This is a genomic window from Modestobacter sp. I12A-02662 (genome assembly GCF_041028325.1).
GTDB lineage: Bacteria > Actinomycetota > Actinomycetes > Mycobacteriales > Geodermatophilaceae > Modestobacter.
On sequence record NZ_JABGDE010000004.1, the window covers coordinates 429,622 to 447,844 of the forward strand.

General features: G+C 74.9%; 18 protein-coding genes, 4 tRNA genes and 1 pseudogene. 11 read left to right on the forward strand and 12 right to left on the reverse strand.

Annotated features, from left to right (window positions below):
• Positions 1-207: 207 nt before the first annotated feature.
• From HL189_RS07260 to HL189_RS07270, 3 genes are all read left to right on the forward strand, one after another.
• A complete protein-coding gene (locus tag HL189_RS07260) occupies positions 208-1,383 on the forward strand; it encodes a PQQ-dependent sugar dehydrogenase (RefSeq protein WP_369133015.1) in 1,176 nt (391 codons plus the stop codon).
• A gap of 308 nt (positions 1,384-1,691) precedes the next feature.
• Positions 1,692-1,880, forward strand: a complete 189-nt coding sequence (locus tag HL189_RS07265) for a hypothetical protein (protein ID WP_369133016.1) — start codon at positions 1,692-1,694, stop codon at positions 1,878-1,880.
• A gap of 939 nt (positions 1,881-2,819) precedes the next feature.
• A complete protein-coding gene (locus HL189_RS07270; RefSeq protein ID WP_369133067.1) occupies positions 2,820-3,113 on the forward strand; it encodes a hypothetical protein in 294 nt (97 codons plus the stop codon).
• A gap of 50 nt (positions 3,114-3,163) precedes the next feature.
• Here the strand turns inward: HL189_RS07270 and HL189_RS07275 are convergent.
• Positions 3,164-3,721 (reverse strand): annotated as a pseudogene (locus HL189_RS07275) (DUF4082 domain-containing protein); the annotation flags it as partial.
• A gap of 167 nt (positions 3,722-3,888) precedes the next feature.
• Between HL189_RS07275 and HL189_RS07280 the strand changes: the two are divergent.
• Both HL189_RS07280 and HL189_RS07285 read left to right on the forward strand, forming a co-directional pair.
• Positions 3,889-4,140, forward strand: coding sequence for a hypothetical protein (locus HL189_RS07280; protein ID WP_369133017.1), 252 nt, complete (start codon positions 3,889-3,891; stop codon positions 4,138-4,140).
• Positions 4,141-4,585: 445 nt separating this feature from the next.
• A complete protein-coding gene (locus tag HL189_RS07285; protein ID WP_369133018.1) occupies positions 4,586-5,443 on the forward strand; it encodes a hypothetical protein in 858 nt (285 codons plus the stop codon).
• 238 nt (positions 5,444-5,681) lie between these two features.
• On the opposite strand, the gene HL189_RS07290 is transcribed toward HL189_RS07285, so the two are convergent.
• The 5 genes from HL189_RS07290 to HL189_RS07310 all read right to left on the reverse strand — a co-directional run bounded on the left by HL189_RS07290 (position 5,682) and on the right by HL189_RS07310 (position 9,458).
• A complete protein-coding gene (locus tag HL189_RS07290) occupies positions 5,682-6,158 on the reverse strand; it encodes a hypothetical protein (protein WP_369133019.1) in 477 nt (158 codons plus the stop codon).
• 387 nt (positions 6,159-6,545) lie between these two features.
• A tRNA-Lys gene (locus HL189_RS07295) sits at positions 6,546-6,618 on the reverse strand.
• 105 nt (positions 6,619-6,723) lie between these two features.
• Positions 6,724-7,425, reverse strand: coding sequence for a GAF and ANTAR domain-containing protein (locus HL189_RS07300; protein WP_369133020.1), 702 nt, complete (start codon positions 7,423-7,425; stop codon positions 6,724-6,726).
• Between the two features lie 257 nt (positions 7,426-7,682).
• Positions 7,683-8,549, reverse strand: a complete 867-nt coding sequence (locus HL189_RS07305; RefSeq protein WP_369133021.1) for a hypothetical protein — start codon at positions 8,547-8,549, stop codon at positions 7,683-7,685.
• 18 nt (positions 8,550-8,567) lie between these two features.
• A complete protein-coding gene (locus tag HL189_RS07310) occupies positions 8,568-9,458 on the reverse strand; it encodes a Rieske 2Fe-2S domain-containing protein (protein ID WP_369133022.1) in 891 nt (296 codons plus the stop codon).
• A 193-nt stretch (positions 9,459-9,651) separates the two neighbouring features.
• On the opposite strand from HL189_RS07310, the gene HL189_RS07315 reads away from it, so the two are divergent.
• A complete protein-coding gene (locus HL189_RS07315; protein ID WP_369133023.1) occupies positions 9,652-10,185 on the forward strand; it encodes a GtrA family protein in 534 nt (177 codons plus the stop codon).
• A gap of 45 nt (positions 10,186-10,230) precedes the next feature.
• Positions 10,231-10,557 carry a hypothetical protein gene (locus HL189_RS07320; RefSeq protein ID WP_369133024.1) on the forward strand — a complete coding sequence of 109 codons (327 nt, stop codon included), beginning with the start codon at positions 10,231-10,233 and terminating at the stop codon, positions 10,555-10,557.
• 26 nt (positions 10,558-10,583) lie between these two features.
• Here HL189_RS07320 and HL189_RS07325 read toward each other — a convergent pair whose 3' ends face one another.
• Entirely contained in the window at positions 10,584-11,237 is a 654-nt protein-coding gene (locus HL189_RS07325; RefSeq protein ID WP_369133025.1) for a hypothetical protein, read from the reverse strand.
• 114 nt (positions 11,238-11,351) lie between these two features.
• On the opposite strand from HL189_RS07325, the gene HL189_RS07330 reads away from it, so the two are divergent.
• The 4 genes from HL189_RS07330 (at position 11,352) to HL189_RS07345 (ending at position 13,137) form a co-directional block, all read left to right on the forward strand.
• Positions 11,352-11,424, forward strand: a tRNA-Glu gene (locus HL189_RS07330).
• Between the two features lie 33 nt (positions 11,425-11,457).
• Positions 11,458-11,534 (forward strand) — tRNA-Asp (locus HL189_RS07335).
• A 33-nt stretch (positions 11,535-11,567) separates the two neighbouring features.
• A tRNA-Phe gene (locus tag HL189_RS07340) sits at positions 11,568-11,641 on the forward strand.
• Between the two features lie 53 nt (positions 11,642-11,694).
• Positions 11,695-13,137, forward strand: coding sequence for a glycosyltransferase family 39 protein (locus HL189_RS07345; protein WP_369133026.1), 1,443 nt, complete (start codon positions 11,695-11,697; stop codon positions 13,135-13,137).
• On the opposite strand, the gene HL189_RS07350 is transcribed toward HL189_RS07345, so the two are convergent.
• The 5 genes from HL189_RS07350 to HL189_RS07370 are packed head-to-tail and all read right to left on the reverse strand — an operon-like array spanning position 13,085 to position 18,166.
• Positions 13,085-13,831, reverse strand: coding sequence for a glycosyltransferase (locus tag HL189_RS07350; RefSeq protein WP_369133027.1), 747 nt, complete (start codon positions 13,829-13,831; stop codon positions 13,085-13,087). The two genes, HL189_RS07345 and HL189_RS07350, sit on opposite strands and share 53 nt — an antisense overlap.
• The gene (locus tag HL189_RS07355; RefSeq protein WP_369133028.1) at positions 13,828-14,676 is read right to left on the reverse strand and encodes an NAD-dependent epimerase/dehydratase family protein; all 849 of its coding nucleotides are present in this window, start codon (positions 14,674-14,676) and stop codon (positions 13,828-13,830) included. Before HL189_RS07355 ends, HL189_RS07350 begins: the two co-directional genes overlap by 4 nt.
• Positions 14,673-15,485 carry an aldolase gene (locus HL189_RS07360; protein ID WP_369133029.1) on the reverse strand — a complete coding sequence of 271 codons (813 nt, stop codon included), beginning with the start codon at positions 15,483-15,485 and terminating at the stop codon, positions 14,673-14,675. The genes HL189_RS07355 and HL189_RS07360 overlap by 4 nt, the downstream gene beginning before the upstream one ends.
• A 54-nt stretch (positions 15,486-15,539) precedes the next feature.
• Positions 15,540-16,649 carry an ABC transporter ATP-binding protein gene (locus tag HL189_RS07365; RefSeq protein ID WP_369133030.1) on the reverse strand — a complete coding sequence of 370 codons (1,110 nt, stop codon included), beginning with the start codon at positions 16,647-16,649 and terminating at the stop codon, positions 15,540-15,542.
• Entirely contained in the window at positions 16,646-18,166 is a 1,521-nt protein-coding gene (locus HL189_RS07370) for an ABC transporter permease (RefSeq protein ID WP_369133031.1), read from the reverse strand. Before HL189_RS07370 ends, HL189_RS07365 begins: the two co-directional genes overlap by 4 nt.
• Positions 18,167-18,223 lie beyond the last annotated feature (57 nt).

The following is an 18,223-nucleotide window of genomic DNA, read 5'->3' on the forward strand; positions in this document are numbered from 1 at the left end:
GCCGGTCACCCACGACTGCCCGGTCCCGCCCATCGGCGTCCGCTCCTCCTGCGCTGCACACACAGGATCGACTGCCCCAGCGCGCGGGAGTCATCGGCTGTCGCGTTCGCCGCGTGGAGGGCACGTCCGTTCGTCTCGGGACCGCAGTACGTAGTTGTCGCCGCCGAGGGCGGTGCCTCGGCGGCCCGACGGGTGCATGCTGTCGCGATGCGCCGCTCGCTGATCGCCCTGCTCGCTGTCCCGCCCTTGGTGGCCTGCGCGGTGGCGCCGGCCGGAGCCGCCGTGGTCCCGGTGCCGCCGCTGGCGATCGCCGCCGCAGCACCGGCGCTGGACGTCGCGGTGGTCGTCGACGACCTGGACCACCCCTGGGACGTCGCCCAGGCCGCCGACGGCACGCTCCTGCTCGACGAGCGGCCCGGTGGGCTGACCGCGGTGCTGCCCGACGGCACCGTCCGGGAGGTCGAGGCCGACTTCGCCGACCTCTTCGTCCTCGGCGAGACCGGTCTGATGGGCCTGGTGCTCGACCCGGCGTTCGCGGAGAACCGCCGCTTCTACACCTGCCAGGGTGCCCGCGACGGCGACTCGGCCGACGTCGAGGTGGTCGCCTGGATCGTGGACGCCGGGTGGCGCACGGCCACCCGGGTCGCCGACCCGCTGCTCGACGACATCCCCGTCAACGAGCAGATCGGCTCGCACAGCGGCTGCCGGCTGCGCTTCGACCCGACCGGCGCGCTCCTCGTCGGCACCGGCGACACCGTCGTGGGCACCACTCCGCAGGACCAGGACACCCTCGCGGGCAAGGTGCTGCGGATCGACGCGGCCACCGGCGAGCCCGCCTCCGACAACCCGTCCGCCGACGAGTCCGGGGCGGCGGCCTACATGTGGACCTACGGGCACCGCAATGTCCAGGGGCTGGCCGTGCGCCCCGGCTCCGGACAGGTCTACTCGACCGAGCAGGGCAGCTACCGTGACGACGAGGTCACCCTGTTGCGCCCCAGCGGCAACGGTGGGTGGAACCCCGTCGGGAGCGGCGACTACGACGAGAGCGTGCCGATGACCGACCCGTCGCTGCCCGACGTGATGCTGCCCAACTGGGCCTCGGGTGACCCCACGATCGCCACCAGCGGGTCGACCTTCCTCGCGGGGCCGCACTGGGGCGACTACGAGGGGCTGCTGCTGCTCGGCGTCCTCAAGGACCAGGGGGTGCTCGCGCTCCGGTTGGATGACGACGGCACCCTGCTCGAGCAGTTCCGGCTGCCCGAGCTCGAAGGGGTGTACGGCCGGATCCGCACGGTGCAGCAGGGCGGGGACGGCGCGCTGTACGTCACCACCGACAACGGCGGGGGCACCGACCGGCTGCTGCGGGTCACCCCGCGCACCTGAGCCGGCTCACAGCCCCCGGTCCCGGACAAGAGCCGGCATGGGCACCTCAGGGCGCGCGCGCCCCAACCGGCACCTCGTCCCGGTATGGGATTGCAGGTCAAGGCGGTGGGCCCCGTGGGGATCGAACCCACAACCCGCGGATCAAAGTCCCGACCAGGGCGTGCCAGACGGTGCCGCATGATGCCGTCCCTGCAGGTCAGAGCCGCGCGCGCTGCCGCGCGGTACTGCCCCGGTCCCCCACTAGCGCGTAGTCCGCGACCACAAGGCGACCACACGGAGTCCTCAGACCTCGAGGCGAAGTTACCGGCATGAGCGACGGACGAGACGACTTCGGTGACCTCCCGAACACTCGCGAGGAGGCCATCGCCCGCGCCGGCGCAGCGCACGCCGCGGCGATGGAGCGGCTGGCGACGCGTGATTCGCACGAGGCCGCGCTGGTGGCCTACGTACCCGGCGGCCCCGCGGTCGCCGGGTTCGAGGCGGGGATTCGCGCCTGACAGGCCGGGGACGTTCAGTGACCCGTGGCCGACTCGCGACGCGCGCATCGCCGCAGCCGGGGCGTACCTCGCCCTCGTCGTCGGGGAGCAGGCGGCCAGGACCCCGCGCGAGGCCGCGTGACAGCCCGGCGGCCCCTCGGTGGAAGAGCTCGAGGCACTCATCGCCTCCGACCGGCCGGGCACGGTCTGCACGCACCCCCCGAGTAGGTACCACTCCGCCGGCAGCACCGACACCCTGAGCTGCGCCGCCAGCTCCCGCAACGGCAGCCCATCCTCGTAGAGATGCCGAGCCCGCTCAGCCCGTCTCGGGCGGGCTGGGCGGTCACCGCTGCCCATCGACCGGGACGCTGTCGTCGAGGTCGCTGAGCGCCGTGGCAATCAGCTGCGTGCCGCGGTCACCACGTTGCGCAGGGGCCCGTGCCCCGAGCTGAGCCATCGTGAGCCGCATCACCACGACGGCCCCCGCGCTCACCGTTGCCTCCCCCGGGTGCGGTCTGTCACCGCTCGTGACGGCGATGGACGGCATCATCGGAGGCTGAGTCGCCGGCGGGGACAAGGGGGAGATGTCGCCGTACAGGACGCCGCGTACCTCGGGCTCACGACACCTTGGATCGGCGCCACACCTTGAGACCCAGCGTGCTACCGCCGCCGATTAGCAGACCCATCACGACGAGGGGCCCGGCAACCCCGGGGCTGGATCCCGGCTGAACACCACCGGCCAAGTGGGTCGTCGGCCGTCCGGCGACAGGAGCCGTCACCGCAGGAGCGGCCACGCCGGGTGTGGTCTGCGCGGCCTCGCCGTACCCGTTCGGCCCGGCCGGAGGTCCAGTCCTCGGATCGCTCGACGGTGGCGTCCGTGCCCGGGGGATGCCCGCGGACAGGGGCTCCACACCGAGGCTCGCGGAAGCGGCGGGGCCGGGCGCCGCTCCCATTTCGTCAGTGGCCGCCGTCGGGGGGGTCGGCGTCGGGGTGGCCGGGACCGACGTCGGCGTCGGGGGGGTCGGGACCGACGTCGGCGTCGGGGTGGCCGGGACCGACGTCGGCGTCGGGGGGGTCGGGACCGACGTCGGCGTCGGGGTGGCCGGGACCGACGTCGGCGTCGGGGGGGTCGGGACCGACGTCGGCGTCGGGGTGGCCGGGACCGACGTCGGCGTCGGGGTGGCCGGGACCGACGTCGGCGTCGGGGTGGCAGCGTCCGGGGACTGCGGGGTGAAGACCACGTCCACCCAGTAGTTGGTGGAGCGGTAGCTCTCGGACGGAAAGCCGGACTGTTCGCCGTAGCGAAATACGCCGTTCGACCCGTCCGCTCCACCGTGGACGGCCCGGATCGGCGTACCCCCGGAGTCGGAATCCGCGAAGTAGTGGTGGTCGGCGGCGTAGCCGCCGTGAGGTGCGTGGTAGGACGCTACGTAGATGGTCCCCGCCGCGACGGCGACGGGCGCGGAGAAGGTGAGTTGCTGCCACCCCTCCGAGCTCGCCTCGGAGAAGGAACCGCTTACGAGCAGGCTCCCATCCGAGGACCACAAGGTCCCGGTGTGCGGCCCCTCGTTGTCGATTCCCTTGTAGAAGCGCACGCCAGTGACCCAGCCGGGCTGATCCGCCTGGAACCTGACGCCGAGTTCGACGGCCTGCTGATCGGGAAAGGAGGGCGTTTCGGGGACGGCCTCGCCGAAGATGGTGCAGGGACAGTCGGCCGAGCCGGCCGAGGCGCTACTGGTTTCCGGCCGGAGGGTCAGCAGCAGGAGGCCGAACGCGATCACGACGGCCACGAGGGCTCGCGAAGCTACCCGCCACCCGTCCTGCCGGGCGCACTCAACACAGGTACGGATAGGCGATTGCACGGTCGTCCTCGGGCCGGGGAACGCCTCAGAATCCTGCTCTGAAGCGACTATGTCATCGGACTGCCCGCTTCACTTGTGAAGCCGAAGATGTGGCCGGGCACCACCAGCCCTCACATCGTCGGCGGCAACTGCCGTCAAGGCACCATCGACTGCAGCAGTGGGAGCACATGGCCATCGAGTCCAGGTCGACCGGCACCGGACGGCAGATCGTCGCCTACACACCGACTGGAGGCACGGAGGTCATCGACCCGGAGAGCAACACCCTGAAGCGCACGCTGCGGGCGCTCAACGACTACGGCCGCGAGGGCTGGCAGCTGGTCGGCACCGAACTCATTGCCGAGCAGGGCGTGTACCGGGCGACCCACTTCCCAAAGCGTCCCCTCGAGCAGGCCGGCGGAGGCTGGGCCGTCGGGGTATGACCCCGTGACCCGGGGAGAGCTGATCCCCTGGCCGAGCAGCCGAGTAACGGTTCGGGAGCGGCGGAACGCAATACTCCAGGCAGTCCAGCCGGACGGCCGAAGGTCCCCGTCCAGCCACAGGACCGTGCGACCACACCGCGACCACACCGCCCATAACCGCAGGTCAGTGGGTGCGCCTGCGGATACCTGATCCGCAGGCTCGAAGCGCAGTTCGACGGTCATCACGCCCAGCCCCTTCGCGAGCCTGGGCGACGCCGCGGATTAGCGGTTGTTCGGCGGCGCCCGACTCGGCGTCGGTCTACCCCAGCTGCGCCCGGACATCGTGCTCAGCGCAGAAGGCCTGCACCTGCCGGAGTGGCGGGAGCGGGGTTGGTGAAGCGGTCCTGGTACTGGCCTCCGGAACCGGGGGCCAGTCGGCGGGCCGCATTGGAAAGGACAGGCGCGAGTGAGCGGAGACAACGGGGGCGCGCACGCGGAGATCGTCCGCCCAGGCGGGGATCCGGATGCACTCGTCCCGGCGGCTGGGGGAATCGGCGCGACGATTCGTGCGCAGGACGGCGATGGGGAGGCTTTCGCCCTGGCCTTCATGGGCAAGCTCCTGCGCCTGCGCGGCGTACGCATCGACCGGGAGCACTTCCTCACCGCCGAGCTGCGCAGGAGGCGCGTGGCGGAGGACGTCATCGTGCGAGCCGTCGCCGACCGCCCCGCCGCTGCCGGCGTGGCAGCCGAGACCCTCGACGACATAGCCCGCCACTCGATCGCCTTCGAGACGGAGAAGTCCGCGACGATGGCGTTCGCCGCGGGACTGCCCGGAGGCTTCGCTCTCGTCGGCACCGTGCCAGCCGACATCGCCCAGTACTACGTCCACGCGTTCCGCGTCATGCAAGAGCTCGCCTACCTCTACGGGTGGCAGTCGTTGCTCGACGACTGCCTCGAGGTGGACGACGAGACGCTGGGTGAACTGGGCGCATTTCTGGGGGTGATGCTGGGTGTCGCCGGTGCCAGCACGGCACTGACCGGCTTCGCCAGCAACGTCGCCCGCCCGGCGCTGCAGAAGCAGCTGGCGAGCAAGGCGCTCACGAGAACCGCCTGCTACCCGGTGGTCAAGCAGACGCTGAAGCGGGTCGGCGTACAGATCAACAAGCAGATCTTCGCCAGGACGGTGACCAAGGTCGTGCCTCTGGTCGGTGGCATCGTGTCCGGGGGCCTCACCTGTGCGAGCCTGCGGACAGGGTCAGGCCGGCTCACGGAGCACCTGAGGACGTTGCCGCCGGCGTTGCCCGACCCCGCGACGGAGGCGTAGCCAAAGCGGGCAGCATCGACGGCGTGCTGACCTTGCTGTGCCGACCGAGGACCGAGGACGAGGCCGGCGACGTGGCAAGCCGTCGAACTTCCATCGCACAACCTCGACTGCGCCACGCCGCTGGTACCGCGCCCATGTTTGCACTCGCGGTGCGCTCAGTCGTCGCCGCGCCGAGCCGAACCCTCCCACCACGGCGCCGAACCCGAGCGCGACTGGAAGTAGCACACTCGGCCCTCCGTCAGGCCACCGGGCGACGCAGCACCCTCGCTGCGCCGTCATGATCGCTACCGCGCCAACCGAGCGTCGAGCTGGCGAGGTCAGCCGGTAGCAGGTCGGCGAACTTCAGCTGTTTGAGTGCTTCGTCCGACACACTCGGCTCGACGCCAGCCAGGTCGTCCCCGAGCCGCTTCCGCGCCTCGGCGACGGCCTGCCGCACCGCGCCGGTGGTCGCGTCGCCGCGCAGCTTCACGTACCGGTTGTCGTAACGCTCGAGCTCGTCGACCAGCCCGGGAGCCGCAGCAGACAGTGCCGCGGCCAGGACGCCGTTCGCCCGGCCACCGGCCCAGGTCCACCAGCGCGCCTGGCCGCTGTCGTGCGGCAGAACCAGGCTGGTGTCCGTGGACACCGTCGGCGCGACGTCCTCACGCACCACGGCCAGCCGCTCGGTGGCGCGGCGGGTCAGCGACACCCCGGGCATGTCCGCGCCGAGGGCCACCCGACGCATGGCGTCGGTCAGCGCGAAGGACAGCGGCTGCCGCTGCGGCCGGAGTACGTCACCGCCGCTTCGTCGCCCTGACCTTGGCCGCCGGCCTCCGCCAAGTGCGGCTGCACGACCTCCGGCACGGTGCCGCGTCGCTGATGCTCGCGGCCGGCGTCCCCATGAGTCGAAGATGCTGCGCCACTCCTCGATCGGGATCACAGTCGACACCTACGGCCACCTGTCGGAGGACACTGCCCGGACCGCGTCGGACGCCATGGCCGCCGCGCTCGAGCAGGCCTTCGAGACCACCGCAGCGGCAGCCCGCGACCACACTGCGACCACATCGGCCCGCGAGACCACCGCGACGGTGGCCGAATCGGGCGAAGGCGCAGGTCAGGACGGTGGGCCCCGTGGGGATCGAACCCACAACCCGCGGATTAAAAGTCCGCTGCTCTGCCAGTTGAGCTAGAGGCCCGGTGGGCGCAGGGAGACCTCCAGACGACGCACGGGCCGTCTGGGGCATCCGCGGCCCGCTGCGAGGCTAACGCGCCACGGCATGGCCACGGCCAGACACGGCGGCTCAGGTGCTGGGGACCTCCCCGGTCTCCACCAGGGCCCGGGCCACGTCCCGCAGCTTGCGGTTGCTGCGCTGGGACAAACGGCTCAGCACCCCGAACGCCTCGTCCGCGGTGATCTTCAGGCGCTCTATGAGGATGCCCTCCGCCTGACCGATGACGGTGCGGGTCACCAGCCCGCTGCGCAGGTGCGCCTCGGTCCGCGCGTTCTGCAGTGCAATGGCCGCGTGGGCGGCGAACGCCACGGCCTCGCCCCGGGTGTCGACGTCGAAGACCCGCGGCTCCAGCGAGTACAGGTTCAGCGCCCCCAGGCTGACGACGCCCGCAGGGTCGGTGAACAGCTGCAGGGACAGGCTGCTGCGGATGCCGGTCTCGGCGACGACGCGGCGGCTCCACTGCACGTAGCGCGGCTCGGTGGCCAGGTCGTCGATCTGGAACACGTCCTGGTTCCAGACCGCGTCCAGGCACGGCCCCACCTCGAGCTCGTACTGCAACTCGTCGGCTCGCAGCGCTCGCTCGTCGGTGTACACCGGGGTCTCCACCTGCCTGCGCTGCAGCACGAGCGAGACGCTGGCGTACAGCGCGCCGTCTAGCGTCGCTGCGGCGTCGGTCACGACGCGCTGCAGGGTGGCCTGCACGTCCGGCTCGTGCAGCAGGGCGCGGGCGATCGCGGCGAGCCTTTCGTTGAAGGTGACGTCTTCGGTCACGGCAACCCTCCAGGTGCCGGGATCCGGCGCCCGGGCGCCGACCGCACGAGCACACCATCCCAGCCGCGGCCGCCCTGAGTGATCCGCGGGACGGCTCCAGCGGATCCGAGCAGGGCGGCCCCGCCGCACCACAGTGTTGGAGCGGCGGAGCTCGACCGCAACAACCCGCGCGGGGGCAGCTGCGGCTGCTGGAGAGTCCCCGAGGACATCAGCACTGCCGCGACCGCGGAACCGCGCAGCACGTTCCGCCGCAGCGGTCAGCGGCAGGCGCTGGTCAGGAACTCCTGCAGCCGGGCGCGCTGGCCGTCGTCGAGGGGGAGGTCGACGAGGGCGTCCTCGCCGTCCCCCACGGTCACGCGCACGGGGAAGACGAACGGCTGCTTTGTCTCGGCGAGCGCGTGCGGGTCGCACCGCGTGGCGTCGAAGGTCACCGGCAGTTCCAGACGCTCCTCGCCGGGGGCCAGCCGCAGCGGCAGCTGCCGGTGCGGCACCGGCGCGAGGACGACGCTGGGCGACAGCTCGGACACCACGATCTCGTCGTCCCCGCTCCGCCGGGTGAGGACGACGTCCCCGGCGAGCGTGTCCCCCTCCCCGGCCAGGTCCTCCACCCGCACGTCCACCACGGCGAGCAGCGCCTCAGCCGCGCACTCCTGCGCGTGCAGCCGGGCCAGGGTGTCCCCGCCCAGCGGCACGCGGAGCTCCTCGGTGGTGCCGTCGGGGCGCACCACGGTCAGCCGCGCGGCCGCCGGCTCCGGCCGTGTCGCGCAGTCGACGGCGCCGCGCTCGACCGGCAGGTCGATGACCCGGCCGGGGGTGAACTCGGTGGCGGTGTCCCGGGGCGGCAGCGCGGCGAAGCCGGGGGTGTCCAGCTGGACCGACGTCACGGTGAAGGGCGCCGGGCCGGTGTCGGAGATCCGCACCTGCAGCCGGCGACCGGCCGTCACGTCGCTGCGCAGCCGGACCGCCTCGGCCTCGATGCCGGCCACCGCCGGGGGTGCCGAGACGGTGGGCGCCCCGACGGGAGGCGCCCCGACGGGAGGTGTGCCCTGTCCCGCCGGGGCGCCGTCCTCCGCGGCACACCCGGCCAGCAGCAGCACCACCACGACGACGGGTGTCCGCCCCATGGCGGCACCCTAGGCCGGTCAGGGCTGCCGGTGGCGTCCCGGCAGCCGCGCGAACACCCGGCCCGCCTCGTAGCGGACCTCCAGCTTCACCTGCGGGTCGGCCGCCGGGCCCCGCCGCGGCTGGCCGGCCTCCAGGTCGAACGCCGAGCCGTGCCAGGGGCAGACCACGCACGTGCGGCCCCGCACCTCCTCCACGGTCCCCTCGCCCAGCGGCCCTCCCAGGTGCGTGCAGGCGCCGACGAACGCGTCCACCCGCGTGCCCCGGCGGACGACGGCCAGCGGGACCGGCGCCCCGCCGCTGCCCTCGCCGGTGCGCACCGCCGGGCGGCCGTCCGGCAGGTCGTCCAGCGGGCCGAGGTCGATCCAGTCGGTGGTCAGCGTCCGGGCCGCGGCGGCGGAGTGCGAGGCGCCGGAGGACTGCGCGTAGGACATGTGCCCGCCGATGGCCGCCGACCCGCCGGCGATGCCGAGGCCCGTGTAGGACAGCGCCCGGCCGAGCCCGCCGCGGCCCTTCGCCCGGGCGACCAGCGAGCCGATGTACAGGCCGAGCGCCGCCACGTTGGCGACCGCGTGCACCGCGCCGAGCCGGCGCACGCCGATCTCCTGCTCCGACCAGTCGGCCGCGCCGGCCAGGGCGGTCGGCAGGCTGGCGGCGACACCGGTGCCGATCAGCGCGGTCGCCGCCGGGCGGGTCGGCGGCGTGAGGTCCAGGATCCCCGCCGACAGCCAGGTGCCGACCGGCACCATCGCGAGGACCGGGTGCACGGGGTGCCCCAGCCAGCTGCCGTGCAGCAGGTCCTTGAACGCCTGCGGCTGCAGCGCCTTGTCCACGGCCGAACGCACGGGCTCGATCACCTTGTCGAAGGAAGGGACGTCGGCGAGGCGGTCGAGGATCCCGAACAGGCTCATGCGGCTGCTCCTACCCCGCGGAGGCGGATCGGGAACCCGCAGGTCGGACCCGGTCCGGGGACCACGCTCGGTGAGCGGCATCACCGGGGCTGCGGCCGACGCTCCGGGAATGTGCAGCTATTTGGCCGCCTTGCCGTCGGAGCATGGACAGTGCGGCCCGCACGTCCGCCGTCCCTGACCGAGGAGCACCCCCGTGACCTGCCCGGCCCTGCTGCGCCGCTCCCCCGGGGACGGCGCGCCGGCCGGGTCGGCGGACGGTCAGGCCGGCGACCCGGCCGGGCGTGCGCCCCGGGCGGCGGTCACGCTCCGCAGGCGACTGCGCGGCGACACCGGGACCGCGCAGTTCACCCGGTACGTCGTCGTCGGCGGCCTGTCCAGCGGTCTGTACGCGCTGCTGTTCGTGACGCTCGAGCGCTGGGGTGCCCAGCCCGCCAACCTGGCCGGCGTGGTCGGGTCGACGCTGCTGGCCAACGAGCTGCACCGCCGGCTCACCTTCCACGCCGGGGAGCGGGTCTCCTGGTTCACCGCGCAGTGGGAGGCCGGCGGGCTGGCCGGGATCGGTCTGGTCGCGACCTCCCTCGCGCTGGCCGGGGTGCACGGCCTCGTCGGGGACGTCGGCACCGTGCCCCAGCTCTGCCTCGTCGCCGCGGTGACCGGACTGATCGGGTTGATCAAGTTCCTGGTGCTGCGCAGCTGGGTGTTCGCCGGGGCCCAGCAGCAGCACTGAGCCGCCGTCCCGGCGCGTCGTCCCGGACCGTCCTAGGCTGACGGCATGCCGACGCGACTCCTCGGGCCCGCACGTCTCGCCCTCGCCGGCGGCCTCCTCGCGCTGCCGCTCAGTGCCTGCAGCTTCACGTCGGACAACGTCTCCTGCTCGGGCAGCCAGTGCACCGTGACGCTGGAGGGCAACGGCGCCTCGGCGAACATCCTCGGCAACGAGATCGGCTTCGCCGGCACGCAGGACGGCCGGGCGGGCCTGTCCCTCGGGGACGCGTCGGTCACCTGCGCGCAGGGCGAGCGCGTCTCGCTGGGCCCGCTGTCCCTGACCTGCACCACGGTCACCGAGAACTCGGTGGAGCTGACCGCCTCGGCCGGCTGAGGCCGCGGGCGTCAGACCTCAGGGCCTCAGGGGGCGTCGACGACGTCGACCACCACGCGGGTCGGGTTGCTGAGCGCGAACACCCGGAACGGCGTCTGCGCCGCGGTGCCCACCCACGCGACGGCGACACCCTCGAAGGTGCCGTCGTAGAAGGCGCCCTGCACGACGTCGGTCCCCGAGGCGGCCAGCGGCCCGCGGGCGACCTCCGTCGCGCCGGTCTCGTAGGGGTAGCTGATGCCGTTGAGGTCCAGCTGCAGGGTGGCCGCTCCGGGCACCTCGACCGGGTCCCCGCTGCCCTGGGCGACCGCGCCGTCGACGTACTCGGCCCGCCAGCCGGGCGTCCCGCTGCCGGCGAACTCGAACACCACGCGGTCGTAGCCGTCGTGGCTGCCGGTGCGCACCGAGGTGAGCGTCAGGCCGGCGGGCGAGACGGCGTCGGAGGTGTCGGCGCTCGTGTCCGCCGGGAAGGCCGGCGCGGCGGCGTCGACCTCCGCGTCCGCGGGGTCGGCGGGGGCCGGCGCGGCCGACGACGCGGACGGGCTCCCGGCCGCGGACGAGGAGGCGGGTGCCTCGCCGGTCGAGGCGACGGACTCCGTCCCCGTGGTCCCGCCGCAGCCGGCGAGCAGCAGCACGGCCGCGAGGGTGACGGCAGGAGCGGTGGAGCGAGGACGGATGCGCACGGGTCGATGCTGACACGGCCCGGTCCCGCGCCCCCAGTGCCACGCCCGGGACCCCCCGGTGAACCCCCCTTCCGAGGGGCATGTAGAGTTCGACCTGCCTCCGGCGCTCCACGAGCCCTCATCGTCTAGCGGTCCAGGACGCCGCCCTTTCAAGGCGGTAGCACGGGTTCGAACCCCGTTGGGGGCACGCACGACCGAGCACCACCAGCACGACCAGCAAGGCCCTGTAGCGCAGTTGGTTAGCGCGCCGCCCTGTCACGGCGGAGGTCGCGGGTTCGAGTCCCGTCAGGGTCGCCATCCGGCGCCAGATGTCCCACCCGGTTCCGGCCGGGGCAGGTAGCTCAGTCGGTACGAGCGCTCGCCTGAAAAGCGAGAGGTCGGCGGTTCGACCCCGCCCCTGCCCACCTCCATCCCCGTCCTCCCGCGCTGCTCGGGAAGGCTCCCCTAACCTGTGCCGGTGACGTCCACGCGCCCCCGGATCGGCGCGCGGCCCTCGCCGGCCCCCGGGACCAGCCGCCGGTGGCATCCCCTGGAGCTCCTCCCCCCGCTGCTCGTGCTGCTGCTCGGCACCCTGCTGCTCCGGCCCCGCCACGGCCTGTGGTTCGACGAGCTGTTCACCGCCGAGGTGGCCCGGTTGCCGCTCGGCGAGATCCTCTCCGCGGTGGTCACCGGCGCCGGGACGACGAGCTACCTGGCCGGGGTGCCGCCGTCCTACAACGCGCCCTACTACGTCGTGGCCCACGGCTGGACGGCGCTGCCCGGCCTCGGCGGGGACACCTCGCTGCGCGTGCTGTCCCTCCTCGCCACGGCCGGCGGGCTGGCACTGACGACCCGGGCGGTGGCCCGGCTCGCGGGCCGGGCCACCGGCGTGCTGGCCGGGACCGTCCTGGCGTGCAGCCCCCTGGTGCTGGAGCAGGCGGTGGAGGCGCGCAGCTACGGCCTGGCCGTCCTGGCCACCGGCGGGACGGCGCTCGGGCTGGTCCGGTGGCTGCAGGACCCGCCCCGGGGACTGGTGCTGTTCGGCCTCGCCGGCGCGGGGATGGGCCTGGCGCACTGGTACGCGGTCACCGTCCTGGCCGCGTTCGTCGTCGCCGGGCTGCTGCTGCGGCGACGGTCCGCGCTGCCGCTGCTGCTCACCGGCGGCGCGGCGGCGCTGCCCGTGGTCGGGCTCGTCGCGCTGAACCTGCTCAACGGCACCGGTGGGCGCAACGCCGAGCACCTGCGCGGCACCGGCGGGCAGCTGGCCGGCCTGGCGTTGCGCGACTGGTCGGGCGGGCAGACGCCCCTGCTCTGCCTGACCGTGGGCCTGGCGGTGCTGGGCGCGCTCCGTCCCTCCGGTCTGCGGGGCGTCGCCGCCTCGTGGGCGCTGGTGCCGCTCCTGCTGCTCCTGGCCGCCGAGCTGCTCCGCCCGGTCTACCTGCCGCGGTACCTGCTGACCGGCCTGCTCGGCGTCGGCGTGCTGGCCGCGGCCGGCGTCCGCACGCTGCCCCGCGCCGCCCGCGGTCCGGTGGCGGCCCTGCTGGTGGCCTTCTCGCTGGGGGCCAGCCTGACGATGTTCGACCGCGCCCCGCGGGAGCGGGCGGACGACGTCGTCCGGCTGCTCGCCGAGGTGCACCGGCCCGGTGAGCCGATCGTCGCCGCCGACCAGCGCTCGGCGATCGGGCTGGACCACTACGTCCGGACCCTCGAGCCCGGGCTGCGACCGGACGTGGTCCTGCCGCCGGACGACGCCCCCGCCGACGCCGGCGACGTGGTGTGGCTGGTCCGCCGGCTGGTCGACTGGGAGCCGGAGCCCACGGACGACGACGCCGTCCTGGCCGCGGCGGGCTTCCGGCAGGTCGACGAGGTCACCCTCCCCGGGAGCAAGACCGTGCTGGTCCTCCAGCGCTGGGAACGCTGACCGCCGGTCGGCCCCGCACCCGCAGCGCCCAGCCCAGCGAGCGGGCCGACTGCGCCAGCCGCGCCCGGCCCGTCCACGCCGAGCGGCCGACCGGCCGCCGGTCCCGCGCCACCGGCACGCTCGCCACCGGGACCCGGGCGCGCGCCACCCCCAGGACGACGCTCGGCGCGGCCTCGTCCGCCATCGCGGTCAGGACGGCGGCGCGCACCCGGCCGTCCAGGGCGAGGAAGGCGCCCGCGTCCGGCGGCAGGCCGGTCAACCCGGCGGCCAGCCGCCGGTGCAGCGTCCCGGTGAGCCGCCGCGCGGGCGACTCGTAGCCGCCTCGCCGTCCGGCGAACACGGCCCCGACGTCCCCGGCGGCCAGCCGGTCCAGCAGACCGGGCACGGCCTCCGGCGGGTCCTGCAGGTCGGCGTCCAGGCACACCCAGACGTCCGCGTCGGGCTCCGCGTCGAGCCCCTCCGCCAGCGCGGCGTGCTGCCCGACGTTGACGGGCAGGTCGGTGACGGCGATCCGCGGGTCGGCCTCGGCGAGCGCCCGGGCCACGGCCAGGCTGCCGTCGGGCGAGGCGTCGATCACCAGGCGGAGCCGCCAGGGCCGCCCGGCCAGCGCCGCGGCCAGCCGGTCGGCCAGCGCCGGCAGCGTCGCCTCGTTGCCGTGAACGGGCGACACCACCGCCACCCGCGGCCCGGTCACGCCGCCCACGTCCGGGCCAGCCCCTCGGCGAGGTCGACGGTCGGTGCCCAGCCGAGCGCGCGCCGGGCGGCGGCGGGGTCGGCCACCCAGTCCGCGGTGTCCCAGTCCCGGCCGGGATGCGCGCCCGGCGAGGTCGCGATCGGGCGGCCGGTCACCCGCTGCGCCGTCGCGACCAGCTCCTCCGTGCTGGTCTGCAGCCCCGTGCCGATGTTGAGCACGGTGCCGGCCGGCAGGGCGGTGCGCTCGGCGGCGCGGACGCAGGCGTCGACCACGTCCCCGACCCACACCCAGTCGCGCCGGCTGAGCCGGGCCGGCAGCGGCACCGCCGCGCCGGTGCGCGCCGCGGCGAGGACGACGGGGACCAGCCGGGTCGGGTGGTCCCCGGGCCCGTAGACCTGGAACGCGCGCAGCACCGCCGCCCGGATGCCGCGCTCGGCGGCGGCCGCCTGCAGCAGGAGCGACCCGGCGGCCTTGGTGGCCCCGAAGAAGCCGCGGGGCTCGAGCCGGGCGTCCTCGGTCAGCGGGCGCGGGGAGGCGGCGTACTCGGTGGAGGAACCGAGCCGCACGACCGTCCGGCACCGGTCCGGGAGGGCGTCCACCAGCCACGGGCTCGTGTTGACGGCGACGGTTGCGGCCCGCTCGGCGGCGGTGGCCTTCGCCCGGCCCGCCGCCAGGGAGAACACGACGTCCGGGTCGGCCGTCCGCACCGCGGCGGCTGCGGCGGCCGGATCGGCGAGGTCCACGCTCGCCCGGGTGAGCGCGACGACCTCCCAGCCGTCGGCGCGCAGCCGGGCCGTCAGGTGCCGGCCGACGAAGCCGCCGGCACCGGTCACCAGGGCCCTCACGCCGGCCGGGCCAGCGCGGCGACCGGTGCACCGGCGACGTCCCGTTCCGCCGCGGCGGCGGCGACGAACCGGGCCCGGCGCTCGGCCACCTCGGCCGGCGGGGCACTGCGCAGCGCGGTGAGGGACGCGAGCAGGCGGGGCACCTCGGTGAACGGGTCGCGGCCGGCCATGTCGGCGGTGAACGAGCGGCGCAGGAAGGTGAAGTCGGTCGCCATGCGCACCAGCTCGGCGGCCAGCAGGTCGCCCGGCACCGGGAAGCCGCCGCCGGGGAGGGTCAGGCCACCGACCCCGAACGGCTGGGTCACCCGGGCCCGGACGTCCTCGACCGTGCCGTCCACCAGGGGCCGGAACAGCTGGTCGGACCGCCGGTCGATGCGCAGGTCGTTGAGCCCCACGTAGATCCGGGTCAGCGGCCGCCGGGCCAGCTCCGCGGCGCGGTGCACGGCGTCCTGCGTCTCGATCAGGATGCCCAGCCCGCACCGGCCGGCGACGAGCTCCAGCGTCCGGTCGACCTCGTCGGTCGTGCGGACCATCGGCAGCATGATCTCGTCGGCGCCGCAGCCCACCGCCACGTCGACCTCCGCCGCCGTCCAGGCACCGAAGCCGTTGACCCGGCACAGCAGCCGCCCGTCGGTCGCGGCGCGCACCCGGGCGAGGTCGGCGGGGGTGTCGGCGTTGATCTGCGTGCCCTCCCCCAGTTGCCGGCGGGCCTTTCCGCGGCGCTCCCAGTCGACGACGATCCCGGCCGCGCCGGCCGCCACGACGTCGGCGCCCCACCGCTCGTCGGTGGTGAAGAGGTAGAGGTCCACGGGGTGAGCTTAGGCTGGCCTAAGCATCTGCCGGGTGTCGAGTGTGCGCGTTCGTCAGGCCGATCCCGGCTGGGGCCCCACGGCGGCGGCGTCGACAGCGGCAGCGGCAGCGGCGGCGTCGACAGCGGCGAAGGCCAGGGCCGCACCGCGGACCGTGATGGAGACGTCGTCCCCGGCCGCGGGCACGTCCGCCCCGTCCAGCCGCGCGCTGACCCGCACGCCGTCCGGCAGGTCCAGCCAGACCCGTGAGTCGTGACCGAAGAAGTCCACGCGGCGCACCCGCGCGACCGGCGCGGTCGGCACCGGCGCCGACAGCCGGAGCTGCTCGGGGCGCAGCAGGACGCGGGCCCGGCCCCCGGGCAGGCCGCCGGGCGACGCCGGCTCGTACCGCAGCGCGCCGAGCGAGCAGTGCGCCCGCCCGTCGCGCACGTCGGCGTCCAGGACGACGGCCTCGCCGACGAAGGCCGCGACGTCGAGGTCCCCGGGCCGGCGGTAGAGGGTCCGGGGATCGGTGATCTGCACCAGCCGGCCGCCGCGGAGCACGGCGACCTGGTCGGCCATCGACAGCGCCTCGGCCTGGTCGTGGGTCACCAGGACGGCGGTGGCCCCGGAGGCGGCCAGCGCGGCGGAGACGGCGCCGCGCGTCTCCTCCCGCAGCGCGGCGTCGAGCGAGGAGAACGGCTCGTCGAGCAGCACCAGCGACGGCTCGGGAGCGAGGGCGCGGGCGAGCGCCACCCGCTGCTGCTGGCCGCCGGAGAGCTGGTGCGGCGCCCGGTCGGCGAGGGCGCCGTCGAGGCCGACCAGGGTGAGCAGCTCGCGGACCCGGCCGCCGTCCCGCCGCTGCCGCCGGGGCAGCCCGAAGCTGATGTTGCCGGCCACCGTCAGGTGCGGGAACAGGCCGCCCTCCTGCGGGACCAGTCCCACACCGCGGCGCCGCGCGGCCACCCTGCGGCCGGCTCCGGCCACCACCCGGTCGCCGAGGACGACGGTGCCCGAGTCGGGGTCCTCGAACCCCGCGATCAGCCGGAGCAGCGTCGTCTTGCCGCACCCCGACGGGCCGAGCAGCGCGGTGAGGCTGCCCTCGGGGACGTGCAGGTCGACCCCGGTGAGGACCGGGGTGGCGCCGAAGGACTTGGTCAGGCCCTCCACCGTCAGGGAGCTCATGTCGTCAGACCTCGCCGGGCGTCGCGGGAGAGCAGCACGGTAGCCGGTGCGGAGAGCAGCACCATGACCACGGCGTAGGGCGCCGCCGCGCCGTACTCCAGCGCGCTGCTCGCCGACCAGAACGCCGTCGCCAGCGTGGTCGTCCCGGTCGGCGCGAGCAGCAGGGTCGCGGTCAGCTCGGTGACCACGGCGAGGAACACCAGGGCCGCGCCCGCGCCCATGCCCGGTGCCAGCAGCGGGAGGGTGACCCGGCGCAGCCGGTCCGGCGTGGAGGACCCCAGGGAGGCGGCGACCTCGTCGTAGAGCGGGCGGGACTGCTCGACCGCCGCCCGGACGGTCACGATCGCCCGCGGCAGGAACAGGATCGCGTAGGCGGCCAGCAGCACCGGGACGGTCTGGTAGAGCCACGGGGTGGCCCGGATGCTGAGGGTGACGAGCGCCAGGGCGACGACGATGCCCGGCACGGCGCTGCCCAGGTAGGTGCTCCGCTCCAGCAGCGTGGCGGTCCGGCCGCGGGCGCGCACCGCGAGCCACGCGGTGGGCAGCGCCAGGGCCGTGGTCAGCACGGCCGCGGCGGCGGCCAGGGCCAGCGTCGTCCCCGTGGTGCTCAACACGTCCCAGCCCAGCGCGGTGGACGCCCCGACCGCCATCCAGCGGCCCATGCCGGCCAGCGGCACGAGCACGGCGAGCGCGACGAGCGCGGCGAGCGCGAGCAGCGCCGGCGCCGTCAGGGGGCCCAGCGCCACCGGCCGCCCGGGGCGGACGGCGCCCCGCCCGCTGCCCGCGTAGCCCCGGTCCCCGCGCAGCCGCAGCTCGGCCAGGAGCAGCAGCAGGCACAGCAGGCAGAGGACGCCGGCGAGCATCGTGGCGCCCGGGCCGTTGAAGGTGGCGCGGTACTGGTCGTAGATGGCGGTGGTGAAGGTCGGGTACCGCAGCATCTGCAGGGCGCCGAACTCCGCCAGCAGGTGCAGCGCGACCAGCAGGCCGCCGCCGAGCAGCGCCACCCGCAGCTGGGGCAGCTGCACCCGCCGGAACACCGCCCAGGCGGACAGCCCCAGACCGTGGGCGGTCTCCTCCAGCGCCGGGTCCAGGCCCCGGAACGCGGCGGCGACCGGCAGGTAGACGAAGGGGAAGTAGGAGAGCGTCACGACCAGCAGCGCCCCCGCGTAGGTGTCCAGCCCCGGGAGGAGGGAGATCCAGACGTAGCTGTTCACGAACGCCGGCACGGCCAGCGGCGCGATCAGCAGGACGTGCCACACCCGGCGACCCGGGACCGAGGACCGCTCGACCAGCCACGCGGCCCCGACGCCCAGGACGACGCAGCAGAGGACCGTGCCGGCCACCAGCCGGGTGGTGTTCCAGAGCAGCTCCGCCACCCGGGGCCGGAACACCAGCTCCTGGATGCCGGACCACCCGACGTCCACGGTGTAGGCGGCGATGTACCCCAGCGGCAGCAGCGCCAGCGCCGCGACGCAGCCGGCCGAGGCCAGGGCCACCGGGTGCCGCCGCAGGCGCACCGGGGGGCGGCGGCCCGACGGCCGGGAGACCCGGGCCGCCGGCCGGGCCGGCGCCCC

What these genes read in the sequence shown, in the direction of transcription:
- HL189_RS07260 (WP_369133015.1), top strand. Translation starts at nt 208, where the DNA reads ATGCGCCGCTCGCTGATCGCCCTGCTCGCTGTCCCGCCCTTGGTGGCC.
- HL189_RS07265 (WP_369133016.1), top strand. Translation starts at nt 1,692, where the DNA reads ATGAGCGACGGACGAGACGACTTCGGTGACCTCCCGAACACTCGCGAG.
- HL189_RS07280 (WP_369133017.1), top strand. Translation starts at nt 3,889, where the DNA reads ATGGCCATCGAGTCCAGGTCGACCGGCACCGGACGGCAGATCGTCGCC.
- HL189_RS07305 (WP_369133021.1), bottom strand. Translation starts at nt 8,549, where the DNA reads ATGGGGCGGACACCCGTCGTCGTGGTGGTGCTGCTGCTGGCCGGGTGT.
- HL189_RS07310 (WP_369133022.1), bottom strand. Translation starts at nt 9,458, where the DNA reads ATGAGCCTGTTCGGGATCCTCGACCGCCTCGCCGACGTCCCTTCCTTC.
- HL189_RS07320 (WP_369133024.1), top strand. Translation starts at nt 10,231, where the DNA reads ATGCCGACGCGACTCCTCGGGCCCGCACGTCTCGCCCTCGCCGGCGGC.
- HL189_RS07365 (WP_369133030.1), bottom strand. Translation starts at nt 16,649, where the DNA reads ATGAGCTCCCTGACGGTGGAGGGCCTGACCAAGTCCTTCGGCGCCACC.